This is a genomic window from Falsiroseomonas sp. HW251, from assembly GCF_050563545.1.
GTDB lineage: Bacteria > Pseudomonadota > Alphaproteobacteria > Acetobacterales > Acetobacteraceae > Falsiroseomonas.
The window spans coordinates 129,809-153,536 of record NZ_JBNXUM010000015.1 but is presented as its reverse complement, the minus strand read 5'-3'; the positions used below and the strand labels follow the sequence as shown (position 1 = coordinate 153,536).

19 protein-coding genes are annotated in these 23,728 nt (G+C 71.0%); 14 read left to right on the top strand and 5 right to left on the bottom strand.

Going from position 1 to position 23,728, the window contains the following annotated elements:
- The first annotated feature begins 50 nt into the window (after window positions 1-50).
- Window positions 51-2,270: a protein kinase domain-containing protein gene (locus tag ACLF3M_RS19135; RefSeq protein ID WP_430658569.1), complete on the top strand. Its 2,220-nt coding sequence runs from the start codon at window positions 51-53 to the stop codon at window positions 2,268-2,270.
- Window positions 2,271-2,310: 40 nt separating this feature from the next.
- Here ACLF3M_RS19135 and ACLF3M_RS19130 read toward each other — a convergent pair whose 3' ends face one another.
- The 3 genes from ACLF3M_RS19130 to tssH all read right to left on the bottom strand — a co-directional run bounded on the left by ACLF3M_RS19130 (window position 2,311) and on the right by tssH (window position 6,374).
- The gene (locus ACLF3M_RS19130) at window positions 2,311-3,090 is read right to left on the bottom strand and encodes a YopT-type cysteine protease domain-containing protein (protein ID WP_430658568.1); all 780 of its coding nucleotides are present in this window, start codon (window positions 3,088-3,090) and stop codon (window positions 2,311-2,313) included.
- Between the two features lie 112 nt (window positions 3,091-3,202).
- On the bottom strand, window positions 3,203-3,691 hold the full coding sequence (locus ACLF3M_RS19125; protein ID WP_430658567.1) for an Hcp family type VI secretion system effector: 489 nt from the start codon (window positions 3,689-3,691) through the stop codon (window positions 3,203-3,205).
- Window positions 3,692-3,725: 34 nt separating this feature from the next.
- Window positions 3,726-6,374, bottom strand: coding sequence for a type VI secretion system ATPase TssH (tssH, locus tag ACLF3M_RS19120; RefSeq protein ID WP_430658566.1), 2,649 nt, complete (start codon window positions 6,372-6,374; stop codon window positions 3,726-3,728).
- A 109-nt stretch (window positions 6,375-6,483) separates the two neighbouring features.
- Between tssH and tssA the strand changes: the two genes are divergently transcribed.
- The 11 genes from tssA to ACLF3M_RS19065 all read left to right on the top strand — a co-directional run bounded on the left by tssA (window position 6,484) and on the right by ACLF3M_RS19065 (window position 18,819).
- Window positions 6,484-7,611: a type VI secretion system protein TssA gene (tssA, locus tag ACLF3M_RS19115; protein WP_430658565.1), complete on the top strand. Its 1,128-nt coding sequence runs from the start codon at window positions 6,484-6,486 to the stop codon at window positions 7,609-7,611.
- A gap of 172 nt (window positions 7,612-7,783) precedes the next feature.
- A complete protein-coding gene (gene tssB, locus ACLF3M_RS19110; protein ID WP_430658564.1) occupies window positions 7,784-8,293 on the top strand; it encodes a type VI secretion system contractile sheath small subunit in 510 nt (169 codons plus the stop codon).
- 4 nt (window positions 8,294-8,297) lie between these two features.
- Window positions 8,298-9,785, top strand: coding sequence for a type VI secretion system contractile sheath large subunit (gene tssC / locus ACLF3M_RS19105; RefSeq protein WP_430658563.1), 1,488 nt, complete (start codon window positions 8,298-8,300; stop codon window positions 9,783-9,785).
- Between the two features lie 28 nt (window positions 9,786-9,813).
- A complete protein-coding gene (gene tssC / locus ACLF3M_RS19100; protein WP_430658562.1) occupies window positions 9,814-11,367 on the top strand; it encodes a type VI secretion system contractile sheath large subunit in 1,554 nt (517 codons plus the stop codon).
- Window positions 11,364-12,191: a type VI secretion system accessory protein TagJ gene (locus ACLF3M_RS19095; protein ID WP_430658561.1), complete on the top strand. Its 828-nt coding sequence runs from the start codon at window positions 11,364-11,366 to the stop codon at window positions 12,189-12,191. Before tssC (ACLF3M_RS19100) ends, ACLF3M_RS19095 begins: the two co-directional genes overlap by 4 nt.
- A gap of 5 nt (window positions 12,192-12,196) precedes the next feature.
- The gene (gene tssE / locus ACLF3M_RS19090; protein ID WP_430658560.1) at window positions 12,197-12,700 is read left to right on the top strand and encodes a type VI secretion system baseplate subunit TssE; all 504 of its coding nucleotides are present in this window, start codon (window positions 12,197-12,199) and stop codon (window positions 12,698-12,700) included.
- 1 nt (window position 12,701) lies between these two features.
- Entirely contained in the window at window positions 12,702-14,525 is a 1,824-nt protein-coding gene (gene tssF, locus ACLF3M_RS19085) for a type VI secretion system baseplate subunit TssF (RefSeq protein ID WP_430658559.1), read from the top strand.
- Window positions 14,522-15,613: a type VI secretion system baseplate subunit TssG gene (tssG, locus tag ACLF3M_RS19080; RefSeq protein ID WP_430658558.1), complete on the top strand. Its 1,092-nt coding sequence runs from the start codon at window positions 14,522-14,524 to the stop codon at window positions 15,611-15,613. The genes tssF and tssG overlap by 4 nt, the downstream gene beginning before the upstream one ends.
- Window positions 15,610-17,124: a class I SAM-dependent methyltransferase gene (locus ACLF3M_RS19075; protein ID WP_430658557.1), complete on the top strand. Its 1,515-nt coding sequence runs from the start codon at window positions 15,610-15,612 to the stop codon at window positions 17,122-17,124. Before tssG ends, ACLF3M_RS19075 begins: the two co-directional genes overlap by 4 nt.
- Before the next feature lie 74 nt (window positions 17,125-17,198).
- Window positions 17,199-17,828: an OmpA family protein gene (locus tag ACLF3M_RS19070; RefSeq protein ID WP_430658556.1), complete on the top strand. Its 630-nt coding sequence runs from the start codon at window positions 17,199-17,201 to the stop codon at window positions 17,826-17,828.
- Between the two features lie 13 nt (window positions 17,829-17,841).
- The gene (locus ACLF3M_RS19065; protein ID WP_430658555.1) at window positions 17,842-18,819 is read left to right on the top strand and encodes a hypothetical protein; all 978 of its coding nucleotides are present in this window, start codon (window positions 17,842-17,844) and stop codon (window positions 18,817-18,819) included.
- A 7-nt stretch (window positions 18,820-18,826) separates the two neighbouring features.
- On the opposite strand, the gene ACLF3M_RS19060 is transcribed toward ACLF3M_RS19065, so the two are convergent.
- Together ACLF3M_RS19060 and ACLF3M_RS19055 are read right to left on the bottom strand one after the other, a co-directional pair.
- Window positions 18,827-20,548 (bottom strand): M28 family metallopeptidase, encoded by a 1,722-nt coding sequence (locus tag ACLF3M_RS19060; RefSeq protein ID WP_430658554.1) that lies wholly within the window; start codon window positions 20,546-20,548, stop codon window positions 18,827-18,829.
- Between the two features lie 5 nt (window positions 20,549-20,553).
- The gene (locus ACLF3M_RS19055; RefSeq protein WP_430658553.1) at window positions 20,554-21,510 is read right to left on the bottom strand and encodes a Bug family tripartite tricarboxylate transporter substrate binding protein; all 957 of its coding nucleotides are present in this window, start codon (window positions 21,508-21,510) and stop codon (window positions 20,554-20,556) included.
- 129 nt (window positions 21,511-21,639) lie between these two features.
- Here ACLF3M_RS19055 and ACLF3M_RS19050 point away from each other — a divergent pair, with 129 nt between their 5' ends.
- Entirely contained in the window at window positions 21,640-21,831 is a 192-nt protein-coding gene (locus ACLF3M_RS19050; RefSeq protein ID WP_430658552.1) for a hypothetical protein, read from the top strand.
- Between the two features lie 31 nt (window positions 21,832-21,862).
- Complete coding sequence (locus ACLF3M_RS19045; protein ID WP_430658551.1) at window positions 21,863-23,668, top strand: ABC-F family ATP-binding cassette domain-containing protein; 1,806 nt, start codon at window positions 21,863-21,865, stop codon at window positions 23,666-23,668.
- Window positions 23,669-23,728 lie beyond the last annotated feature (60 nt).

Sequence of the window (23,728 nt, the reverse complement as noted above, 5' to 3'; positions counted from 1 at the left end):
GCCTGCGCCGGCGGCGGAGGCTTGGTGATCGGCGGCGCAGGGGGATTGGCGTGACGGAGCCTACCGGCCGGCTCGGCAAGTACGAACTGCGCGGCACGCTCGGGCGCGGGGCCATGGGCGTCGTCTATGACGGCTGGGATCCGATCATCGCCCGCCGCGTCGCGATCAAGACGGTGAAGATCCCCGACCCCTCCGACGAGGAGGCGATGGAAGAGCTCGCCCGCTTCCGGCGCGAGGCGCAGGCGGCCGGGCGGCTGACGCACCCCAACATCGTCGGCGTCTACGACTACGGCGAGGCCGACGGCATCGCCTACATCGTGATGGAGTTCGTGGACGGCCCGACGCTGAAGTCGCTGATCGAGAAGCAGCAGCGCATGGCGCTGCCCGAGGTCGCGCGGGTGATGGACGACGTCCTGACCGGGCTGTCCTTCAGCCATGCGCGCGGCATCGTCCATCGCGACATCAAGCCCGCCAACGTCATGATCACCTCCGAGGGTCGGGCGAAGATCGCGGATTTCGGCATCGCGCGCATCGAGAGCAGCTCCATGACCCAGGCCGGCACGGTAATGGGCACGCCGGCCTACATGTCGCCCGAGCAGTTCATGGGCCAGACCGTGGATGCGCGCACCGACATCTACTCCACGGGCGTGCTGCTCTATCAGCTGCTGACCGGCGAGCGCCCCTTCGAGGGCGGCATGACCGCGATCATGCACAAGGCGCTGCACACCGACCCGCCGCGGCCGTCGGAGCTTTCGGTGACGGCGCCGCCCGCGCTCGATGCCGTGGTGGCGCGCGCCATGGCCAAGCGCCCGGAAGGCCGCTGGCAAAGCGCCGACGCCTTCGCCCAGGCGCTGCGCGCCGCGATCGCCGCGCCGTCCGGCGCGGCGGCCGTCCCGACGCGGCAGATGGAGGACACCGAGGCCACGATGGTGGCGGCGCCGCGCTCGGCCGCGCCTGCTCCGCCGCCGCCGGCGCCGAGGGCATCGGCCCCGGCGGCGAAGAAGGGGGCGCCGGTTGCGGCGATCGCCGCCGGTGTCGGCCTGGTGCTCGCCGCGGCGGGCGGCGGCGCCTTCTTCCTGCTCGGACGCGGCGAGCCGCCCGTTCCGCCCGCTGCGCAGGCGCCGCCCGCGCCCGCGCCGCAGGCGGCGGTCACGCTGCCGCCCACCTCACCCCCCGTACCCGCGACGGTGGCGCCGCCCCTGCCCGTGCAGCCTGCCGCACCGACGCCTGCCGTCACGCCCCCGACCGTCCCGGTTCAGCCCGCAGCACCCGCGCCCACTGCAATGGCGCAACCGGTCGGGCCGCCGGCACAGCCCGCCGCCCCGGTCCTGCCGCCGCCAACCCTTTCGGTGCAGCCTGCGGCGCCCGTCCAGGCGCCTGTCCAGGCACCGGCGCCGGGCCCCGTCGCCACGGCCCTGCCACCGGCGCAGCCGCCCCTGCCGCCGACGCCCTTCGCACAGCCGCAGCAGGCCCCCGTCGCGCCGCCCGTGCCGCAGCCGCAGGCGCCCGCGGCGCAGCCGCAGATCGCCCTCGGCCCGACGCCCGTGCCGCCTCCGGCGCCGCAGCCCGCCCAGCCGGCGGCGCTGCCCTCGGCAGCGTCTGCGCGCAACGCGCTTTCGGCGGCACTCCCGCGCGTCTCCTGCTCGCTGGTTTCGGGCACCACCAGCACCGACCGGGTGACGCTGCGGGGTGTGGTCGGGCGTGGCGCGCCGGACGCCGCGCTGCGCGAAGCGGTGCAGGGCGCGGCCTCCGGCCTGCAGCGGGACTGGCGGGTGAACAGCTTCGAAGGCCCGTACTGCAATGCGCTCGACGTGCTGCGCCCGGCCGCCCAGGCCTTCGGCACGGTCGCGCCGCTATCCGTCGCGCTGGCAGGGAACGCCACCAGGCTGCGCGACGGCGAGCTGATCACGCCGGTCGTCAACACGCCGGATTTCCCATCCTATGTCTACGTCTCGTTCCTCGTGCATGACGGGACGCTGGCGCATCTCCATCCCACGCCGACGGATCCCTCGCGGCTCCTGCCGGCCGGCGCGGCGCTCCGGCTTGGCGATCCCGCGATCGGCGGGCCGGCCTGGGCGGTCGGCGCGCCCTATGGCACCGACATGATCATCGCCGTGGCGTCGTCGGTGCCGCTGTTCGAGAAGCCGAGGCCGGACGACGAGGATATCGCGGCCTACCTGCGCGACCTGCGGACGGCGCTGGACAACGCGCGGCGCCGCGGCGGGCGGCTGGCGTCCGATGCGTGGGTGCTGGAGACGGTCGCAAGGTAGGCCGTCCGGACCGGCGCAAGCCGGTCCGGAGGCGTGACGGTCAGTTTACCGCCTTGGCGTAGAGGAAGAAGCAGAAGCGGTCGAACGAGCTTTCGTAGCCGCTCTTGCGCCAGAAAGTCGGGAAGAATTTCTGGAAGTCGGCATTCTTTGGAAAATAGAACTCGCCGAAGTTGGGGTCGAAGAACGCAACGTCCTCTCCGACCCAGGCGGCCATGGCGTGCCCGCCGGCTTTGCCGAGGATGTTGATGATGGCGTAGGTGCCGCTGCGCGTGACCATGTATTTCGGATCCATGCGAACGGCGAGCTGGATCGCGGTCTTCGGGCCATACCCGTAGGACAGGCAGTTCTCGATGGAGCCGGAGATGATGTCCTGCGCAACGCGCCGGCGCCGGATGCCATACAGGGCCAGGTACTTGTCGGTGACGAATTCCTGGTAATCGCCGCCGGCGAAAGCCTTCTTGGCGGACTTGTTGACGATCCGGTTCGCGATGCGCTGCCGCATGCCGTGGTTGCCCTGCGACTTGTCGATGTCGCTGGCGCCGGAAACCACGCTTTCCGTGAAGTTGATCATGAGGTTGGCGATCTTCGCCTGCTGCACGTTCGTCGTGCCCGGCGTGAAAAGCCAGTTCCACAGGCTGCCGCCATTCGCGTGCTGCTCGATCCACTTCGCCGACAGAGCGTTGCAGATGCCGCCCGAGGTGTAGGGGAGCATGTTGATCAGCGTACGCGTCGGCTCGATGCTCTGTGAGTAGTGCACATAGCCGCCATTGTTCTTGAGGCTATCGGCCTGGATGGACTTCATCAGCGTCGCGAAGGACATGTCCCATCTCCTCAATGTCCGGGCAACGAGTCCGCGCCCGCCTTCGGGCTGCGGCGATGCACGCGCGGGCCGGCTTTCCACCCGGCCCGCGCTGGCGCGTCGTTGCGCCTGATCAGACGGTCTTCGCCTGCGCGAGGTCGTAGGTCACCTTGCTGCCGGCCGCCGGGCTCGCGTCGTCGGCCACCTTGAACGGCGAGTACTCGATCTTCGTGTAGCTGAGGCTGATGGACTCACTCGGCTTGTCGCCGCCGCTGGAGAGCGAGTAGCCGGAGATCGCCACATTATCGAGCTTGATCGTCAGGTAGATGTCCAGCTTGGCCTTCACCGTGCGCACGAAGTCGATCTGCACCTTCGTGTCCATGTCGCTCTGCAGCGCTTCCTGGAAGAGCGAGGAGGAGGAGCCGGAGTCCCACTCCTTGGTCACGACGATCTCGGAAAGGTTGGGCGCGCTGGCCTCCCGGTCCTTCAGCGCGGCACCGACGTTCATCGCGATCGCGCGGCCGGCGCCGAACTGGCAACTGCCCAGCTCGATCCACTCCTTGTGGCCTGCTTCCGACACGTTGCCTTTAATGGTGTCGCCGAACTTCATGTAGATTGGCATGTCATCGCTCCTTTGCTGCCTGCCCTCGTGATCCTCACGCCGCCTCGACCGCGTAGGTGAAGCCGCCATCCGGGGCGAGGCCGACCCGGATGCCCCCGACCTGTCGGCCTTCCGCCAGGTGGGCTAGCACCTCCGCCGAGAGTTCGGGCAGGAGGGTGCGCGAGAGGATATTCTCGACGTTGCGGGCGCCGGAGGATGCCTCCGTGCAGCGCGCCGCGATCGCCTCGACCAGCGCGGGGTCCCATTCGAACCCCGCGCGATAGCTTTCCTTCACCCGGCGACCGATCTTGCGCAGCTGCATCTCCACGATGCGGCGGATGATCTCGTCGGGCAGCGGGAAATAGGGAACTACCGTCACGCGGCCGAGGAAGGCCGGCTTGAACGACTTCATCAGTTCCGGCCGCAGCGCGGCGGCCAGGCCTTCGGCGTCGGGCGCGGTCTCGGGGTCGGCCATCAGCTTGGTGATGAGATCCGTGCCCGCATTCGACGTCATGATGATGACGGTGTTCTTGAAGTCGATGTCGCGGCCTTCGCCGTCCTTCATGTTCCCCTTGTCGAACACCTGGAAGAAGATGTCCTGGACGCCGGGATGCGCCTTTTCCATCTCGTCTAGGAGCACGACGGAATACGGGCGGCGGCGCACGGCCTCCGTCAGGATGCCGCCCTCGCCATAGCCGACATAGCCGGGTGGGCTGCCCATGAGGAGCGAGACCTTATGCTCCTCCTTAAACTCGGTCATGTTGATGACCGTCAGGTTCTGCTCGCCGCCATAGAGCAGCTCGGCCAGCGTCAGCGCGGTTTCCGTCTTGCCGACGCCGGAGGTGCCGACCATCAGGAAGACGCCGATCGGCTTGCGTGGATCGGTGAGCCCCGCGCGGGAGGTGCGGATCGCCTGCGCCACCGCTTCGAGGGCGTGCGGCTGGCCGACGACGCGGGCTTCCATCGCGTCGCGCAGGTTCAGCACGGTGCGGATCTCGTCGCCGCGCATGCGCCCGGCCGGAATGCCGGTCCAGCTTTCCACGATCTCGGCCACGGCCTGGCCGTCCACCACGGGATGCACCAGCGGATGCTCGCCCTGCAGCTCGCGCAGCTCCGTCGCCAGCGCGCCGAGCCGGCCGCGCAGCGCGTCCTTGTCGCTGCCGTCGTCGGGGTTCTCGACCGCGGCGCGGATCTCGGCGATCTCGGCGGCAAGCTTCTTCTCCGTCTCCCACCGGGCCTCGAGCTCGGCGAGTTCGCCCTCGGTGCTGGTCTTCTCTGCCGCGAGCTCATCGCGCCGCGCGGCGAAATCGGCACCGGAGGCCATCTCGCGCGCGACGATACCGAGCTCGGTCGCGATCAGCTCGATGCGCCGCCGACGGTCCTCGATCGCCGCCGGAATCGCCGCCTGGCTCATCGCGACCCGGGCGCAGGCGGTGTCGATCAGGCTGACCGCCTTGTCCGGCAGCTGGCGGGACGGGATGTAGCGCGCGGAAAGCCGCACAGCCTCGCTCACAGCCTCGTCCAGGATGCGCACGGCGTGGTGCTTCTCGAGCGTGCCGACCAGGCCGCGGATCATGGCGATCGCGATCGGGATCGAGGGCTCCTCGACCTTCACGGTCTGGAAGCGGCGCGTCAGCGCGGCGTCCTTCTCGAAGTATTTCTTGTACTCGGCCCAGGTGGTCGCCGCGACGGTGCGCAGTTCGCCACGCGCCAGCGCGGGCTTCAGCAGGTTGGCCGCGTCGTTCTGGCCCTGCTGGCCGCCGGCGCCGATCAGGGTGTGCGCCTCGTCGATGAAGAGGATGATCGGCTTCGGGCTGCCCTTCACCTCGTCGATGACGGATTTGAGACGGTTCTCGAACTCGCCCTTCACGCCGGCGCCGGCCTGCAGGAGGCCGAGGTCGAGCGTGCGCAGCACCACGCCCTGAAGCGCGGGCGGCACGTCACCGGCCGCGATCTTGAGAGCGAGGCCTTCCACCACGGCCGTCTTCCCGACGCCGGCCTCGCCGGTGAGGATCGGATTGTTCTGTCGCCGCCGCGTCAGGATGTCGATGACCTGGCGGATCTCCGAATCGCGGCCGAGGATCGGGTCGATCTTGCCGGCCTTGGCGCGCGCGGTGAGGTCGGTGGTGAACTGGTCGAGCGCGCCGCTGCCCGCGCGCGGCGCGCCGGCATCGCCGGTGGCGACCGCCTCGGACCCCGCGGCGGCGGAAGCCGAGGCGGCCTGCGCTTCGGGCGTGTTGCCGCAGATCGCGTGATAGTCGCGGCGCAGCGCCTCGGCCGGGATCTTCGCGAATTGTGCCGATGCCTCGCGCGCGCGGCGCGCCAGCGCTTCGTCCGCGACAAGGGCGAGGATCATGTGGCCCGTGCGGATCCGTGCCGCACCAAGCTCGACCGAGCCGATCAGCCAGGCCTGCTTGGCGACTTCCACGATCTCCGGCGAGAGGCTCGGCGCGCGGGCGTTGCCCGTCTTCATCCGGTCGAGTGCGCGGCCGAGATCGGCGGCGAAGCGCGCGGGATCCACCTCGTAGTGCTTCAGGATCGCGGCGCAGTCGTTGTCGGTTCGGTCGGCCAGCGCGAGCAGCAGATGCTCGATCTCGACGTTGTAGTGGCTGCGCGACAGCGTCAGGCCGGCGGCGGCTTCAAGCGCCCTCCGGCAAGGGTCGTTCATCCGACCGACGAGAGATTTGAGATCGACAGCGGCCATCAACACGCCCCCTATGGCGCGGCAATTCTATGTGATAATTCCACCGTGCGTCCAGCGATGACGGCGCGCAATCGCGCATCAGGCGACAGCGGACGGGGAACGTCGGACGATGGCCGCATCTGCTCCTGCACTGCCGGAAGACTTCGACCTCGAGGCGCTGCTCGCGCCGATACCGGGCGAGTTGCCTCAAGGCGTGGACCTGCGGGAGGACACCTCCGCGCAATCGCCCTGGTTCCGTCTGCGCGACCAGCGCGCCGAAGCGCGCGAGATCGAGCGCCGTGCCGAAACCGAAGGCGGCGAGGAGACGGCCGTCGCGCCGCCCTGGCGCATCATTAGCAGCCTCGCGCGCAGCGCGCTTCTGGAGAAAAGCAAGGATCTTGACGTCGCAGCGATGCTCACCGAGGCGATGCTGCGGATGAACGGTCTGCCCGGACTGACAGCGGGGACGCTGCTGATCAAGGGCCTCGCGGAGCGCTACTGGGACGCCGTCTTCCCGCTGCCTGACGAGTATGACGGCGTCGCGGCCCGCGTGGCCGGCGTCGGCGGGCTGGCGGGATCCGACAGGGAAGGACTGCTCCTGCCGCCATTGCGACGCATGACGCTTTTCCGTCGCCCCGATGGAAGCGGCCTGGCCTGGTACATGGTCGAGGCGGCACGCGATCTCGCGACCCTCGACGCGGAGCGCAAGAAGCAGCGTCTTGAGGCCGGGGCGCTGCCGCTGGAGACGGTGGAGGCGGAAGCGCGCGTGGCCGGCGCGGGACATTTCGCGACGCTGCGACGCCAGCTCATCGACGCCTCCACGGCCTGGGCCGAGATGGGTGCGAAGCTCGACGAACTGGCCGGCGCCGACAGCCCGTCCACCGGAAGGGTGCGCGACATCCTCGCCGAGATGCTCGCCTTCGTCCGCAACTTCGCGCCGCCCGAGGACGCCCCGGGCACGGAGGGTGCGGCCGCCGGAGGCGACGCGGGCGGCGAGGAGGTCGCCGGCACCGGCGGCAGCACCGGCGGCGGCGGGCGCCCGATGCGCACGCGCGAGGACTACCTCCGCATGCTGTCGGAGATAGCGGAGTATTTCCGCCGCACCGAACCCAATTCCCCGCTGTCCTACACGCTCGACGACGCCGCGCGCCGCGCGCGCCTCACCTGGCCCGAACTCATGGCGGAACTGGTGCCGGACTTTCAGACCCGCACGCAGATCATCACGCAGCTCGGTATCAAGCCGCCGGAGGAGGGCTGATCCCGTCGCTGATACAGGATGGCGCGTCGCTTTCCGTCATGGCGCGCGATTTCTTGACCTGCGGTGGACGGAACCATAGCATCGAGATCGCGAGCGCCCTTGGGCAGGACCGGACTTCCCGGGGCCGGAACGGCGGGCAGCAGCAAGCTCCAGGGAGAGAGGGTTCCGCGCGATGAGTGCCAGCATCCATGACAAGCTCAACCGTGTGCGCAAGCCACGCGTGCACATCACCTATGAGGTCGAGACCGAGGGCGCGCAGGTCGTGCGCGAACTGCCCTTCGTCGTCGGCGTGATGGGCGATTTCTCCGGCGATCCGACGGCGCCGCTGAAGCCGCTCGCCGACCGCAAGTTCGTGCAGATTGACCGCGACAACTTCAACGACGTGATGGCGTCCTTCACGCCTGGCCTGAAGCTCAAGGTCGACAACACGCTGGCCGGCGACGGCAGCCAGATGTCCGTGGACCTCAAGTTCAAGTCGATGGACGATTTCGAGCCGGCGCGGGTCGCCGCGCAGGTTCCCGCCCTGGCCGCGCTGATGGAAACCCGCGCGAAGCTGCGCGACCTCATGAGCAAGGTGGACCGTTCGGAAGAGCTCGAAGGCCTGCTCGAGCAGGTGCTGAGCAACGAGGCAGAGATGAAGAAGCTCTCGTCCGAGCTCGGCCTAGAAAACAAGGAGGGCTGATCCGATGTCACAGACCGCCTCTGGCGCCACGGGCGCGACGACGACGGAAAGCCTCGGCCTGCTCGACCAGGTCGTCTCCGCCACCAAGCAGACCGAACCCGACCGCGCGCAGGACCTAGTCAAGAACCTGGTGGAGCAGGCGCTCGCCGGGACCATTACCTTCGACAAGAACCTGACGCGCACCTTCGACCGCGCCATCGCGGCGATCGACGCCAAGCTGTCGGCGCAGCTGAACGCGATCATGCACGACCCGAAGTTCCTCAAGCTCGAGGGCAGCTGGCGCGGGCTGAACTACCTCGTCATGAACAGCGAGACCGGCACCTCGCTGAAGATCCGCGTGCTGAACCTGCCGAAGCGCGAGATGACGCGCGACCTCACGAAGGCGGTGGAGTTCGACCAGAGCCAGCTGTTCAAGAAGCTCTACGAGAACGAGTTCGGCACGCCCGGCGGCGAGCCCTATGGCGCGCTGGTCGGCGACTACGAATGGACGAACCATCCCGACGACGTCGAGACGCTGCGCCTGATGTCGAACATCGCGGCTGCCGGCTTCTCGCCCTTCGTCTCCGGCGTCGGCGCCGGGATGTTCGGCTTCAACGACTGGACCGAGCTTTCGAAGCCGCGCGACCTCGCGAAGATCTTCGACACCACGGAATATGCGAAATGGCGCAGCTTCCGCGACAGCGAGGACAGCCGCTTCGTCAGCCTGGTGATGCCGCGCGTCATTGCGCGCTCGCCCTATGGCGCCGCGACCAAGCCGATCGACGAGTTCGCCTACGAGGAAGCGCCCGCCGATCCCGTCACCGGCGCGGCCAAGGCGATGGGCCATCATGACTATTGCTGGATGAACGCGGCCTATGTGATGGGCGCGCGGCTGACCGACGCCTTCGCCCAGTACGGCTTCTGCGTCGCCATTCGCGGCGCCGAAGGCGGCGGCAAGGTCGAGAACCTGCCGACGCACACCTTCACCTCGGACGACGGCGACGCCGACGCGAAGTGCCCGACGGAGATCGGCATCACTGATCGCCGCGAGTTCGAACTGTCGAACCTCGGCTTCCTGCCTCTCTGCCACTACAAGAACACGGACTACGCCGTGTTCTTCGGCGGGCAGTCCACGCAGAAGCCGAAGAAGTACGACCGGCCGGAGGCGACGGCCAACGCGGCGATCTCCGCCCGCCTGCCCTACATCATGGCGACCGGCCGGTTCGCGCACTTCCTCAAGGTCATGGCGCGCGACAAGATCGGCTCCTTCATGGAGTCGTCCGACGTCGAGTCCTGGCTCAACCGCTGGATCCAGAACTACGTCAATCCGAACGAGAAGGCCGGCCAGGAGAGCAAGGCGCGCTATCCCCTGCGCGAAGCCCGCGTCGAGGTGAAGGAGATCCCGGGCAAGCCCGGCTCCTACAACGCGGTCGCCTACATGCGCCCCTGGCTGCAGATGGAGGAACTGACGACCTCCATGCGCATGGTCGCGCGCATCCCGCAGAAGGCCTGAGGCAAGCCTGGCGGGAGGAAGCATGCAGGTGGACGAGACGCTCGTCCTCCGACCGCGCCCTCCCGCCGCCCCGCCGCTCCGCGACGCGGTCCTGGCAGGGGCATTCCTCGGCGAGGCGCACCGCGACGGGGCGGAGCGCCTCGCTGCCTTCCTGGCCTCGCCGGCCACCAGGGCGGCACTCGACACCTGGTTCGGCGCGGCCGCGGCCGGCATCGCCGGCGACGCCGACCGCCTGCGCGCCGCGCTCGACCGCGACATCGCCGCGCTTGACGAGGCGATCGGGCGGCAGCTCGACGCCATCCTCCATCATCCCCGCATGACCCGGTTCGAGGGACGCTGGCGCGGCCTCTCCTGGCTCGTGGACCGCGTCGAGCCGGGCCGGCGCGTCAAGCTCCGCGTACTGCCGGTCGCCTGGCCCGAGATCTGTCGCGACCTCGAGCGCGCAGCGGAGTTCGACCGCAGCCACCTCTTCCGCCTGGTCTACGAGGATGAGTTCGGCATCGCGGGCGGCGAGCCCTTCGGGCTGCTCGTCGTCGACCACGAGGTGCGCCATCGGCCCGGTCCAGGCTCGCCGACCGACGACGTCTCCGCCCTCGCCTCGCTGGCCGAGGTCGCGGCCGCCGCCTTCGCCCCTGTCATCCTATCGGCCCATCCCGCCCTGCTCGACGTGGACGACTGGCGCGGGCTGCAATCGGTGCTCGACGTGACGGCGCCGCTCGGCGGGGCCGAGCACGCGCGCTGGCGCAGCCTGTCCAGCCGGGCCGATCTGCGCTTCGTGGGCGTGACGCTGCCCCGGCTACTCGCCCGTCCGCCCTGGCGCGACGATCCCGCGCGGGTGGACCGGTTCCGCTATGCCGAAAGGTCGGCCAGCGCGGCGGATCGCGTCTGGATGGCGGCCTCCTACGGCTTCGCCGCGGCGGCCTGCCGGGCTTTCCAGGAACATGGCTGGCCTGCCGACGTGCGCGGCGTGGAGCCCGACCGTATCGGCGGCGGCCTGATCGACGGTCTGCCCGACGAGCCCTTCGCATCCGGCCCGCCGGAGGCCTGGCAGCGCGCGCCCACCGAGATCGTGCTGACCGACCCGCAGGAGCGAGCATTGGTGGATGCGGGGCTGATGCCGGTCAGCGCCATGCCCTATGCCGCGGAACTTCTGTTCGGTGCGGCGCGCAGCCTGCAGGCGCCGGCCCGCCACATGGGCGCCAACGCAGCCGCCGCGGATGCCTCCGCCCGCATCTCCGCGCAGCTCAACGCGCTGCTCTGCGCCTCGCGCTTCGCGCACTACGTCAAGGTCATGGGGCGCGACATGGTCGGCAGCTTCCAGACGGCCGACGAGATCGACGTGCGGCTCAATTCGTGGCTGCAGGGCTACGTCAATCCGAACACGAAGTCCGGCAGCGAAACGCGCGCGCGCTATCCGCTGTTCGAAGGTCGGATCACGGTGCAGGAAAAGCCCGGCAAGCCTGGCGTGTTCGGCTGCGTCGCGCATCTTCGCCCCTACCACCAGCTTGACGACGTGTCGGCCACCTTCATGCTGATGACCGAGATTTCCGCCCCGGGCCGAAGAGGAGCCGCCGGTTCATGAGTGACGCCGCACCGACGCCCGGCCAGGCCGGAGCCCTGTTTCATTCCGGCCACCTGCAGGATGCCCTCGCAGCGGCGTCGGCGGCGCTGAAGCGCGCGCCGACGGATCTCGGTGCGCGGATCCTGCTCGCCGAGATGCTGGCCTTCTCGGGCAACGCTGAACGCGCGGACGTCATCCTCGACGCCGCCTCCGACGTGGATCCCACCGCCGCGGTCGCGGTGGCCGAGTTCCGCCAGCTGCTGCGGGCCGAGGTCGCGCGGCGTCAGCTCTTCCGCGATGGCCGCGTGCCGGAGTTCATCGGCGAGCCGAGCGCCTGGCAGCGGCACGCGCTGGCCGCGCTGGTTGCGCTGCGCGATGGCAACGCGGCCGAGGCCGCACGCCTGTCGGCCGAGGCCGAATCGGTGCGGCCGGCGGTGCGGGGCCGCCATGGCGGGCAGGAATTCGCCGACCTGCGCGACGCCGACGACCTCCTCGCCGGCACCTTCGAGGTGCTGACGACGACCGGCAAGTATTTCTGGATTCCGGTCGAGCGCGTGCAGGCGCTGCTGTTCCATCCGCCGCGGCGCCCGCGCGACCTCCTGTGGCGGCGCGCCACCATGTCGGTCGCCAGCGGGCCGGACGGCGACGTCTACATCCCCGCGATCTACGCGGCGGAGCCCGGCGTGGACGACAGCCTTCTGCTCGGGCGCTCCACCGACTGGGCGGGCCCCGAGGGCGGACCGGTCAGGGGGCTTGGCCTCAGGACCTTCCTCGTCGGCGAGGACGCGGCGACGGTGATGGAACTGACCGAGATCGAGATCGAGATCGCGCAGGAGGCGGGTTGACGGGAATGTCCGGGCGACGCGACCGAGGCGAGCTTCGCGCGCAGCTGCCGCTGCTCGACCGGCTGATGGACGACGCCCCGGACCAGGAGCGCGACCGCGTGCGGTCGAATGCCGAGGTGCTGGAGCAGCTGCGCGCTGCCGTCCGCCGCGACCTGCAGTCGCTGCTCAATGCGCGCCGGCGCTGGCGGTCCTGGCCCGCCGCGCTGAAGGAGCTCTCGCTCTCCCCGATCGGCTATGGCCTGCCCGACTTCTCCTCCGGCGCCTTCGGCGAGGCCTCGCGGCGCGACATGCTCCGACGCGAAGTGGAGGAGACGATCCGGCGATTCGAGCCGCGTTTCATCTCGCTCAAGGTGCAACTCCTCGATTCGACGGACCCGCTGACCGGCACGCTCCGACTGAGGATCGACGCGCTGCTGGATGCCGACCCGGCGCCGGAGCCGGTGGGTTTCGACACCGTGCTCGACGCCGCGCGCGACGAGGTCGTGGTACGCGAAACCTCGGGGGCCTGAGGTGACCGACGCCCTGCTGCCCTACTACAACCGGGAACTCGATGCGCTGCGCCGGCTTGCGGCGGAGTTCGCGCTCGCGCATCCCAAGATCGCCGGGCGGCTGCGGCTGTCCCCGGATTCGGTGGACGACCCGCATGTCGCGCGGCTGCTCGAGGGCGTCGCGTTCCTTGCCGCCCGCGTCCATCACCGCCTCGACGACGAATTCCCCGAACTGACGGATACGCTGCTCGAGGTCCTCTATCCCCACTATCTCGCGCCCTTCCCGTCCTGCTTCGTCGCGCGCTTCGCGCCGCAGGTCGGGCTGCAGGCTCCGGCCACCCTGCCGGCCGGCCTGCTGGTCGACACCGAGCCCGTGCGCGGCGAGCGCTGCCGCTACCGCAGCGCCTATCCCCTGAAGATCTGGCCGGTGGAGATCGAGGCGGCGCGGCTGTCGGGCATGCCGGTTGCGGCGCCGGCCAATCCTCTCGCCACCGGCTCCGTCGCCTGCCTCCGGCTGACCCTGAAGGGCCTCTCGCCCGAGGTCAGCATTGCCAAGCTCGGCCTGGACCGGCTGCGGCTTTTTCTCCGGGGCGCCAATGCTGCCGCGCTGAACGAACTGCTGCGCTGCCATGCCGTGAGCGTCGCCTACGCCGAAGGGCCTGGCGACGCGCGGCCGGCCATTCTCGGGCCCGAGGCGATCGAGCCGGTCGGCTTCGCACCGGAGGAAGCGCTGCTTCCCTATCCCGCCCGCGCCTTCGCCGGGTTCCGCCTGCTGACCGAATACTTCGCCCTGCCCGAGAAGTTCCTGTTCCTGGACCTCTGCGGGATGCGCGCGCGGGCGGCGCAGGCGGGCAACCGGCTCGACGTCTTCATCTGGCTCTCCCGCTCGATGCCGGAGATGGAGCGTTCGGTCGATGCCGAGAGCTTTGCCCTGGGCTGCACGCCCCTGGTCAACATCTTCCCGCAGCGCTGCGAGCCGATCCGCCTCGACGACACCGCGACCGAGTATCGCGTCGTGCCGGATTCGCGCCGGCCCGCCGCCACCGAGGTGTGGTCCGTCACCCGCGTGCGGGAGCCGCAGCCCGATGGCAGCACGCGGCCCTGGCGTCCCTTCCACCGCATGACCCATGCCGATCCGGAACCCGGCGTGGCCGGCGGCTTCTACGCGGCGGTCCGCCGCGCGGCGCCGGCGCCGGCGGAAGGCACGGAGGTCTTCCTCGCGCCCCATGACCCTGAACTCGCGCCGCGCCAGTCATCGGATCGTGTGCTGTCGGTTGACGCGCTGTGCAGCAACCGCGACCTGCCGGCCGACCTGCCATTCGGCGGCGGGCGTCCCGGGCTTCGCCTGGTGGAGGGCCAGCCCTCGATCGCGTCGATCCAGGCGATGACCGCGCCGACGCCCACCCTCCGCCGCGCACTGCGGGAGCGCATGGCCTGGCGCCTCATCTCCCAGCTTTCGCTGGCGCATCTCTCGATCGTCGGCGACGGCGAGGGCGCGGCGGCGCTGCGGGAAGTGCTGCGCCTGCACGACCTGCGCGACAGCGCCGAGACGCGCTCCGCCATCGCCTCCCTCCTCGAAGTCTCGGCCGTGCCGGGCGTGGCGCGGCTGCCGGGCGGCGGGCATGGCGTCGGCGGGTCCTTCTGCCGCGGGCTGGATATCCGGCTCACCTTCGACCAGCGGGGCTGGCAGACCGGCGGGCTCTATCTCCTGGCCTCCGTGCTGGACCGCTTCCTCGCGCTGCATGCGAGCGTGAATTCCTTCGTGCGCACGCGCGCCGTGCTGCGCGGCGCCCCAGGCGATGCCGCAGCGTGGCCGGCCCGGGCGGGGTGGCGGACGCTGCTGTGACCGCGCGCTCCCCGCTCGAGCGCCTCGCGAAGGAACCGGAAAGCTTCTCCTTCGACGCGGCGATCCGTCTAATCTGCGCCGACCGCGGCACCGCGGACCCGTCGGAGGCAGCGCGCTTCCACGCGCCGCACGGCCTTGCCTACCCCGCCGGCGACGTGCTGCGCTACGACCCCGGGACGGGCACGGGCCCAGCCTCGCTGACGCCGGCGCTCATCGGCCTGACCGGCCCATCGGGCGTCTTGCCGCGCCACTACTCCGAAGCCGTGGTGCAGCAGGTCCGCGGCCGCGCCCGCGGACTGCCGGCTTTCCTCGACACCATCGCGCAGCGCCTGGTCGCGCATTTCGCCGCCGCAGGGATCAAGTACCGCGAGCACCGCGCCGCCGACGCCGCCGTGATCGCGGGGGACGCCGGGGGCGACAGGATCGCGGCGATCCTGCTGGCGCTTGGCGGCCACGGCACGTCCCATCTTGCGGATCGCGTGACCGCCGGGGCGGAGCCGCTGATCCACTACGCCGGCCTCTTCGCCACCCGTCCCCGCTCGGCGGAGCGGCTGCAGGCGCTGGTGTCCGACTGGCTCGGCCAGCCCGTCGAGGTGGTCCAGTTCGCCGGCGCCTGGCTCGCCCTGCCGCCCGCGCAGAGGACGCGCCTGCCGGTCGGGATCGGCAGCGGCCGCTTCGCCCGGCTGGGCGTGGACGCGACGATCGGCCTGCGCGCCTGGGACCCGGCCGCGCGCGTGGTGCTTCGGCTCGGCCCGCTGTCGGGCCCGGCCTTCGATGCCCTGCTGCCCGACAAGGCCGCACTGGCGCGGCTCGTCTCCCTCGTCCGCGCCTTCCTCGGGCTCGAGACCGGCTTCGCCGTGAACCCCGTTCTGGACGCCGCTGAGATCCCGCCGCTCCGTCTGCAGGCCGACGCGGATCCCGCGCCCCGGCTCGGCTGGAACACCTGGCTGCCCGCCCCGTCGCGCGACGCGCACGGCACGGAGGCGATCTTCGAGGCCGAGGTGGTGGAGTTCTTCCACCGCCGCGGCGCGCCCGGGGCCGCGCCCCGGCCCGACAACATCGCCGACTTGGAGACTGTGACTTCATGACCAGTGGCTGGGGAGACGGCTACGTCACCGACATCGGCTACGATGGCGGCTACTACCGGGAGCAGTCGCCGGGCCAGCTGCAACTGGCCTGCCTGCTCTGCGGCGTGGACTGGGACGTCCCGGCGGAGGGCGCGCATTACGTCGAGCTCGGCTGCGGGCTCGGCCTCGGCGCGCTGATCGTCGCCGCAGCCAATCCGGGCTGGCGCGTCACCGCGCTCGACTTCAACCCCGCGCATATCGCCTCGGCTCGCGCGATGGCGCGCGAAGCCGGGCTCGGGAACGTCACCTTCCTGGAAGCCGACCTCGCGCATTTCGCCGAAACCCCGGCCTGCGCCGCGCTGCCGGACGCCGACATCGTGACCGCGCATGGCGTCTGGAGCTGGGTGTCGGAGGAGGTGCAGGCCGGCATCGTGCGGCTGCTCCAGGCCAAGCTGCGCCCCGGCGGGATCATGCATCTCAGCTACAACGCGCTGCCGGGCTGGCAGGGCATGCTGGCGGTGCAGCGCACGATCCGGGAAGCCGGGCTGCGGATGGCCACGCGCAGCGACCGCCAGGCGCAGCGCGGCCTCGAGGTGCTGCGGGACCTTGCCAACGCCGAAGCGACCGCGCTGCGCGCCGACCCGCGGACGTCGATGTGGATCACCGAGAGCACGGTCTACTCGCCCGCCTACCTCGCCCATGAATTCATGAACGGCCACTGGAAGCCCTGCTGGCAGTCCGACGTCGCCGCCGCCCTGTCCGGGGCGCGGCTCGACTTCGTGGGTGCGGCGACGCTGATCGAGAACTTCCCCGAACTGGCGATGACCGCGCAGCAGCGCGCGGTTTGGGACCGCTTCGAGGATCCGATCATGCAGGAGCTGGTCAAGGATCTCTGCCTCGCGCGGACGCTGCGGCACGACATCTATGTGCGCGGCGGGCGACGGCTTGGCGTGGCGCAGCGGGATGCGGCGCTGCGCGAGCTGCACGTTGCGCTGCTCATGCCGCCGGACAAGGTGGCACTGGAAGTGCAGATCGGCAGCATCAAGGCCGAGCTGTCCCGGGAGTTCTACGGGCCGGTCATCGAACGCCTCGCCCGCGGCCCGGCGCGCGTCGGAGACCTGCTGCATCTGCCTGGCTCGGTCGCTCAACGGGAGAACCCGGCCGAACTCACCGGGCTGCTCGTCGGCATGCGCCAGGTGGTGGTGGCGGTCCGTCCGGAAGCCGGATGCGAGGACGCCGTCCGGCGGCTCAACACCGTCTTCGCGCGCCGCTTCGCCCAGCTGGAGAACCTCAACCGCGGCTTCACCCTGGCCAGCGCCATGGTCGGCGCCGGCGTGAACTGCAGCATGCTCGACCTCTATGCCGCCGGCCGCCTGCTGGAGGGCGAGACGGAGGTGGACACCGCGGGCTGGACCCAGGCGCTGGTCGGCCATCTGTCGGCCGAGGACCAGGGCAAGATCGAGGCCGCCTTCAACGAGGTGCGGAACAGCTCCCTGCCGCGGCTTCGCGCTTTGGGATGCGCGCCGGCATGAAGGATGCCACGCCTGACAGGCGAAGCAGGATGTGCTTTTCTCGCGAGATCGAGTATCGCCCGGAGGTTCGACCGATGCGTCTTGTCCTGACCACAGCGCTGCTGGTCGGTGGCCTTGCCCTGCCCCAGGGCGCCGATGCGCAATCCAACCCGAGCTCGCAACAGATCATCGACCAACTGCGGCCGGGCGGCAACATCCTCGGCGGCCCGACGCGCGGCATCCGCCCCGTCTCGCCCGCGGCCCCGGCCGATACGGGCACGCAGCCCGCGGCCGCCGCGACGCCGGCGCCGACCGGCTCGTCGGCACCGGTCCCCGCGGCGGCGCGCCCGCCCGTGGCCGCCGTCGCGCCGTCCGCCCCCTCCGTCAACCTCACCGTGAACTTCGCCTCCGGCTCCGCCGAACTCACGCCGCAGGCGATCCGCACGCTCGACGAACTCGGCCGCGCGCTGGCAAGCGCCGATCTTTCGGGCTTCCGCTTCCGGGTCGAAGGCCACACCGACACCGTCGGCAATCCCATGGCGAACCAGTCCCTGTCCGAACGCCGCGCGGCGGCGGTGGTGCAGTACCTCACCGCCAAGTTCGGCATCGCGCCATCCCGGCTGCAGGCCGTCGGCATGGGCGAGAGCGCGCCTCTCGTCCCGACCGGCGACGAGGTGTCGGAACCGCGCAACCGCCGCGTCCAGGTCGTGAACCTCGGCACCTGATCCGCGTCACCGCGTGGCGCGGCACGAGGAGGAAACCGTCCGCCTGACCGCCGCGTCCGCGGCGCCCGTCCGGCGCACCTCCGGCCTTGCCGTCGCGGGCGGGATCGTGGTCGCGGCGCTGTTCGCCGGCGCCTGGCTGGCCTGGCAGTTTCTCGGCGCGCGGCCGGCCACGCTGGCGCCGGCCGTCGCGGTCGTCGTGGCGCCGGCGCCCGATCCTTTCCCCGAGGCGAGCGAGGCCGCGATCCTGGCCAGCGCCGCGCCGCAGCTGCGGGCCTGGCGCCTGGCGGCGAACCCCTCGATCCTCGTGCTGGATTTCCCGACGCTGGCCGAGCAGGCGCTCATGCTGAACCGCCTGGCGGCGCTGGTGGAGAAGACCGGGCTGCCGCGCGACCGCGTGCTGGACGACGCCGCGCTCGACCAGGCGGTGCGCGCCGATGGCAGTTCCGCCGAGACCTTCTACTACGGCCACAACTACCGCGCCGCCGACATCGCGCGCTTCTTCGTGCTGGCCGACCGCGACGGCATCCGGCTCAACGCCGCAGAGGAGCGGCTGCGGGCGATGGCGCGCGATGCCGGCTGGCTTGGCGTGGCGTCGAACGGCGCGCTGGTCTCGATCCCGCATGCCGGCGCCGAGCCCTGGCTCGATCAGCGCGCGCGCGCGGCGATGCTGCGGCACGAGCTTTCCCATGGGGAGTTCTTCACCAACCCCGCCTACGCCGCCGCGGTCTGGCGCCTGTGGCGCGAGATGCTGACCGAGCCGGAGCGCGTTCGGCTTCGTGCGCTGCTCGCCAACGCCAACTACGATCCCGCGATCGACGAGGTGATGGCGAACGAGGCGCAGGCCTTCCTGTTCCACACCCCCGACGAGCGGTTCTTCACCCCTGGCACGGCGGGGCTCGGCAGCGAACGCTACGCTTCCCTGCGCGCCGCCTTCATCGCCGCCATGCCGCCGGGCTGGCTGCGCGACGCGATGGAAGGCCGGGCGCCCTGACGCCGCCTCACCGGATGGCCTCGGCAGCGGCCTCTAGGGAAGCGACGACATGGTTCTGGCCGCGCGTCAGCGTCGCGATGGCGAAACCGAGCGCGGCCGGCGGGTAGCGGTCGAGTTCCGCGGCGACCGCGAGATGCGTCAGCGGCGGCGCGGGCAGGCCGATGTCGCGGCGGAAGCGCGTACCGCGAGTGTAGTCCAGCGGCACGAGCCGACGCAGCACGGCAAGCCGCGTCGCGGTCGCGGTTGCCGGATCGGGCTTCGAGGCTTCGAACGCCGCGAGCTTCGCCGCCAGCGCCTGCATCGCCGCGCGCGACGGCGCGAGGTCAAAGCGGTCGCCCGCCGCGCTGGCGTAGCGGTCGAGATGGCCCTGCAATTCCCCGACCAGCGCGCCGGGATCGAGCGGGATGGCGGCATGCGTGGCCAGCCGGAAGACCGCCAGCGCATAGAGCCTGATGTCCGTCAGCAGCACCTCCGGGTCGGCGACGTCGAGTTGATCGCGGTCGGTGTGCCAGGCGGTGTTGCCGCCATTGCCCATCACGAAGTACCAGCCGCGCCGCTCGACCTCCTGCTTCGGGATGCGGGAAGACGCGCTGAAGCAGCCGGAGATGCCGAGGTTGTTGAAGCTGTAGTCCGAGGATTGCGACGGCCGCTTGCCCCCCGCCTTCTTCCCCGTGACGTCCGCAACGGCTTCCGTGACGAACGCCCTGTTCTCCGCCATCCAGGGGATCGTCGGATAGTCTGTCGCGTCGCGGCAGCCCGGACTGTCGCAGTTGAGATGCGCGACGCAGCCTCGCGCGAGGTCGCGGGCGAAGGCATCGGCGTACCAGGTGCTGCCCGCGAACTTGCCGGTGGAATGGCCGGGCCACCAGCAGATGCGCACGCCGCGACGCAGGCTTGCGCGGTGCTCGTACAGCACGCGCGCGGCTTCCAGCATGCAGGCGTCGCCGGTGGCATTGTCGCCGATGCCGACGTCCCAGCTGTCGTAGTGGCCGTGCAGCAGGACGAAGCGGTCGGATTCCTCGAGGCCCGGGATGCGGACCTCCGGCAGGACCTGGTCGAACCAGCCTTCCTCCACGACAGTGGTCAACGTGGCGGAAGCGCCGCGCCGCGCGGCCTCGATCAGCGCGTCGCCATCGGGCTTCGCCACCGCGCAGCCTGGGATCGGCGTGCGCCAGGGCAGGTCATCCAGGTCGGGCGTGCCCCAGATCGCGCTGCCGCTGCCCCAATGCATGTCGGGGCCGGGGTTCACCGCGATCACGGCGGCGGCGCCGAGGGCCGCAAAGGACAGGATCTTCTCGGCCAGGATCATGCCCCGGAACAGCACGATCTTCCCCCGCAGGTCCGGCATGCCCGGCGCGGGATCGTAGCCCGGCCCGAACAGCGGCGCGGTGTTCGGTGTCCAGCCCGGCGGCGGGCCGATCGGGTCCTCCACGAAGACCAGCGGCGCCGTCAGTCCCTCCGGCGCTGTCGCCGCCAACTGCGCGGGCCGCGCCGCGAAACGATGGCCATCCAGTTCGACATGCGCGGCCTTCGGCACCGCCAGGTACAGCCGCGGCCGATGCAGCGTGACGGGCAGGCCGAGCGCGGCAAGGCGCCGGCCGATCTCCTCGCCGGCGGCCACGGCTTCATGCGGGTCCTGGCGCCGCATGGTGGAGAAGCGCTCCACCAGTGACCAGGCGTGGTCGATGCGGGCGGCGGCGGTCAGCGCGGCCTCGGTCTCGGTCAGCATGGCGGTCAGTCCATCGTCACGCCGGTGGCACGCACGACGGCGGACCATCGCTCGATCTCGGCGAGGACGTAGCGCTGCGTGGCGTCGGGCGGCTCGCCCACGATCTCGACGCCGATGGACCCGAAGCGGTCCCGCACGGGCTGGGAGGCCAGCGCGCGACGAAGCTGCGCATACATCGCCTGGACGATCTCCTCCGGCAGGTGGGCGGGGCCGGCCAGGCCGAACCAGTTGGTGGTGACGACGTCGACACCCTGCTCCTTCAGTGTCGGCACGTCGGGGAAAGCCGGGCTGCGGTTCGCGGACGACACCGCCAGCGCCTTCACCGAGCCGCTTCGGATGTGCGGCGCGGCGGAAGGCAGGCTGTCCCACATGCCCTCGATCCGCCCACCCAGCACATCCGTCGTCGCGGCCTGCGCGCCGCGATAGGGCACATGCGTGATGCGCACGCCCGCCGCGCTGTTCACCAGCTCGCCGGTCAGGTGATGCAGTGTGCCGTTGCCGCCCGATCCGAAATTCATCTGACCCGGTCGCGCCTGCGCCGCGTCCAGATAGGCCGCGAGTGTCTGCGGCTGGCCGGGCCCAACGATCAGCACCAGCGGCAGGGTGCCGAGGATCGTCACCGGCCGGAAATCAGTCCGGGTGTCGTAGGGCAGGTTCCGGATCAACTCACGGAAGATCGCCTGCGGGCCGACATTGGTGGTGAGCCAGGTGTATCCATCGGGCGCCGCCTTCGCGACGAAGTCCGACCCCACGACGCCGCCGGCACCGGCGCGGTTCTCGACCACGAAGGCCTGGCCGGTCTGGTCCTGCAGGGCCTGTGCGATGGTGCGGGTCAGGATGTCGGACGCACCGGCTGGCGGCGAGGATGACACCATCCGCACGGAGCGGCTCGGCCACCGGTCCTGCGCCAGTGCCGGCGTCGGCAGGGCAACGACCGAGGCCAGCAGCAATCGACGACGCATGGGCGATCTCCGGGGAGCAGGCCGCCAGTCCGACACGGTATCCCCCGGGGATCAAGGCCGGTTGATGCGGGATTGATCCAGCGCCCTGCCTTGCCCAACTCGGGCGGCCCGAACACCGGAGGATCATGGATGGACGGCACCGACCTCGCCCGCCGCATGGGCCCTGCCCTTCGCGGCCGCCAGCCCCGCCAGGACTGGGAGGCGCTGCGCCGCGGCCAGCGTCCGCCCGAGCCCGGCAACGCCGCGGAGTGCCTGAAGGCCGCTCGCGCCCCGGAACGCCGCTTCGATCCGCTGCGACGGCCTTCCGGCCGGCGCGGTTGACGCGCCCGCCGGGCGCCGCCATGCCGGCGCCATGGCCCCGCCGCTCCTGCATCTGCGCGACATCCGCCTTCGCCTCGGCTCGACCTGGCTGCTGGAAGGGGCGGAGCTTGCCGTGGGCGCCGGCGAGCGCGTGGCGCTCGTCGGGCGGAACGGGTCCGGCAAGTCCACGCTGCTGAAAACTGCCGCCGGCATGATCGAGGCCGATGCCGGCACGCGCTTCCTGCAGCCAGGCGCGACGCTGCGATACCTCCCGCAGGAGCCCGACCTCTCGGGATTCGCGACGACCGGCGCCTTCGTGGAGGCGGGCCTCGCGCCCGGCGACGACGCCCACCGCGCGCGGCGGCTGCTGGAGGGCCTCGGCCTGACCGGGGAGGAGGCGCCAGCGACTTTATCCGGAGGCGAGACCCGCCGCGCGGCGCTGGCCCGCGTGCTGGCGCCGCGGCCGGACATCCTGCTGCTCGATGAGCCGACCAACCATCTGGACCTGCCCGCCATCGAATGGCTGGAAGGCGAACTCGCCCAGACCCGCGGCGCGCTGGTCCTGATCAGCCACGACCGCCGCTTCCTGGAGCGCCTGTCGCGCACCATGGTCTGGCTCGACCGCGGCGCGACGCGCCGGCTGGAGCAGGGCTTCGCCGGCTTCGAGGCCTGGCGGGACCGCGTGCTGGAGGAGGAGGAGACCGAGGCGCACAAGCTCTCCCGCAAGATCGTGCGGGAGGAGCATTGGCTGCGCTATGGCGTCACCGCGCGGCGCAAGCGCAACGTGAAGCGCCTGGCGGACCTTCAGGCGCTGCGAAAGCGCCGCAAGGAACGCGTTGCCGCGCCCGGCACGGTCAGGATGGCGGCGGCGGAGGCCGAGGGCTCCGGCACGCTCGTCGTGGCCGCCGACCGCATCGCGAAATCCTTCGGCAGTCAGCCGGTGGTGCAGGACTTCTCCACCCGCATCATGCGCGGCGACCGTGTCGGCATCGTCGGCCCGAACGGCGCGGGAAAGACGACGCTGCTGAGGCTGCTGACAGGCGCGCTGGCGCCCGATGCCGGCACTGTCACGCTGGGGACGAACCTCGAGATGGTGCCGCTCGACCAGATGCGCGCTGGGCTCGATCCCGCGGCGACGCTGGCGGATGCGCTGACGGGCGGACGCGGCGACCAGGTGCGCGTCGGCGGCGAGGCCAGGCACGTCGTGGGCTACATGAAGGACTTCCTCTTCGTTGCGGAACAGGCGCGCACGCCGGTCGGCATGCTGTCCGGTGGCGAGCGCGGGCGGCTAATGCTGGCGCGCGCTCTGGCGCGTCCTTCCAACCTGCTGGTGCTGGACGAGCCGACGAACGACCTCGACCTCGAGACGCTGGACCTGCTGCAGGAGCTCGTCGCGGAGTATGCGGGGACGGTGATCGTGGTCAGCCACGACCGCGACTTCCTCGACCGCGTGGCAACGAACGTCATCGTGGCGGAGGGCGACGGACGCTGGCAGGACTACGCCGGCGGGTACAGCGACATGGTCGCCCAGCGCGGTGCCGGCGTGCAGGCCAAGGCGGCGGCCGTGACCGCCGCGGCACCGCGCGAGGCCGCCGACCCGACGGCGCGGGAGTCTGCAAAGCCTAGGATGTCCTTCAAGGACAAGCACGCGCTGGAAACGCTGCCCGCTCGCATCGCGCAGCTCGAACGCGAGATCGCGGCGCTGCAGGGCCAGCTCGCCGATCCCGGCCTCTACACCCGCGACCCCGCCGGCTTCGCCGCGCGCACCTCGCTGATGGGCAAGAAGCAGGCGGAGCGCGAGGCAGCCGAGGAGGAGTGGCTGCGCCTCGAGCTGCTACGGGATGAGCTGGAAGGATAGCCGAACCGGCGTCGCGCGCGGTCCCGGCCGCGGCTGACGCCGCGCGCAGGACGTGGCACA

Bases quoted from the DNA above. Each gene is read 5' to 3' on its own strand.
- ACLF3M_RS19060 (WP_430658554.1), bottom strand. From the start codon at position 20,548: ATGCTGACCGAGACCGAGGCCGCGCTGACCGCCGCCGCCCGCATCGAC.
- ACLF3M_RS19075 (WP_430658557.1), top strand. From the start codon at position 15,610: ATGACCAGTGGCTGGGGAGACGGCTACGTCACCGACATCGGCTACGAT.
- tssE (WP_430658560.1), top strand. From the start codon at position 12,197: ATGTCCGGGCGACGCGACCGAGGCGAGCTTCGCGCGCAGCTGCCGCTG.
- ACLF3M_RS19095 (WP_430658561.1), top strand. From the start codon at position 11,364: ATGAGTGACGCCGCACCGACGCCCGGCCAGGCCGGAGCCCTGTTTCAT.
- tssA (WP_430658565.1), top strand. From the start codon at position 6,484: ATGGCCGCATCTGCTCCTGCACTGCCGGAAGACTTCGACCTCGAGGCG.
- ACLF3M_RS19055 (WP_430658553.1), bottom strand. From the start codon at position 21,510: ATGCGTCGTCGATTGCTGCTGGCCTCGGTCGTTGCCCTGCCGACGCCG.
- tssC (WP_430658563.1), top strand. From the start codon at position 8,298: ATGTCACAGACCGCCTCTGGCGCCACGGGCGCGACGACGACGGAAAGC.
- tssB (WP_430658564.1), top strand. From the start codon at position 7,784: ATGAGTGCCAGCATCCATGACAAGCTCAACCGTGTGCGCAAGCCACGC.
- ACLF3M_RS19125 (WP_430658567.1), bottom strand. From the start codon at position 3,691: ATGCCAATCTACATGAAGTTCGGCGACACCATTAAAGGCAACGTGTCG.
- ACLF3M_RS19130 (WP_430658568.1), bottom strand. From the start codon at position 3,090: ATGTCCTTCGCGACGCTGATGAAGTCCATCCAGGCCGATAGCCTCAAG.
- ACLF3M_RS19045 (WP_430658551.1), top strand. From the start codon at position 21,863: ATGGCCCCGCCGCTCCTGCATCTGCGCGACATCCGCCTTCGCCTCGGC.
- ACLF3M_RS19070 (WP_430658556.1), top strand. From the start codon at position 17,199: ATGCGTCTTGTCCTGACCACAGCGCTGCTGGTCGGTGGCCTTGCCCTG.
- tssH (WP_430658566.1), bottom strand. From the start codon at position 6,374: ATGGCCGCTGTCGATCTCAAATCTCTCGTCGGTCGGATGAACGACCCT.
- ACLF3M_RS19050 (WP_430658552.1), top strand. From the start codon at position 21,640: ATGGACGGCACCGACCTCGCCCGCCGCATGGGCCCTGCCCTTCGCGGC.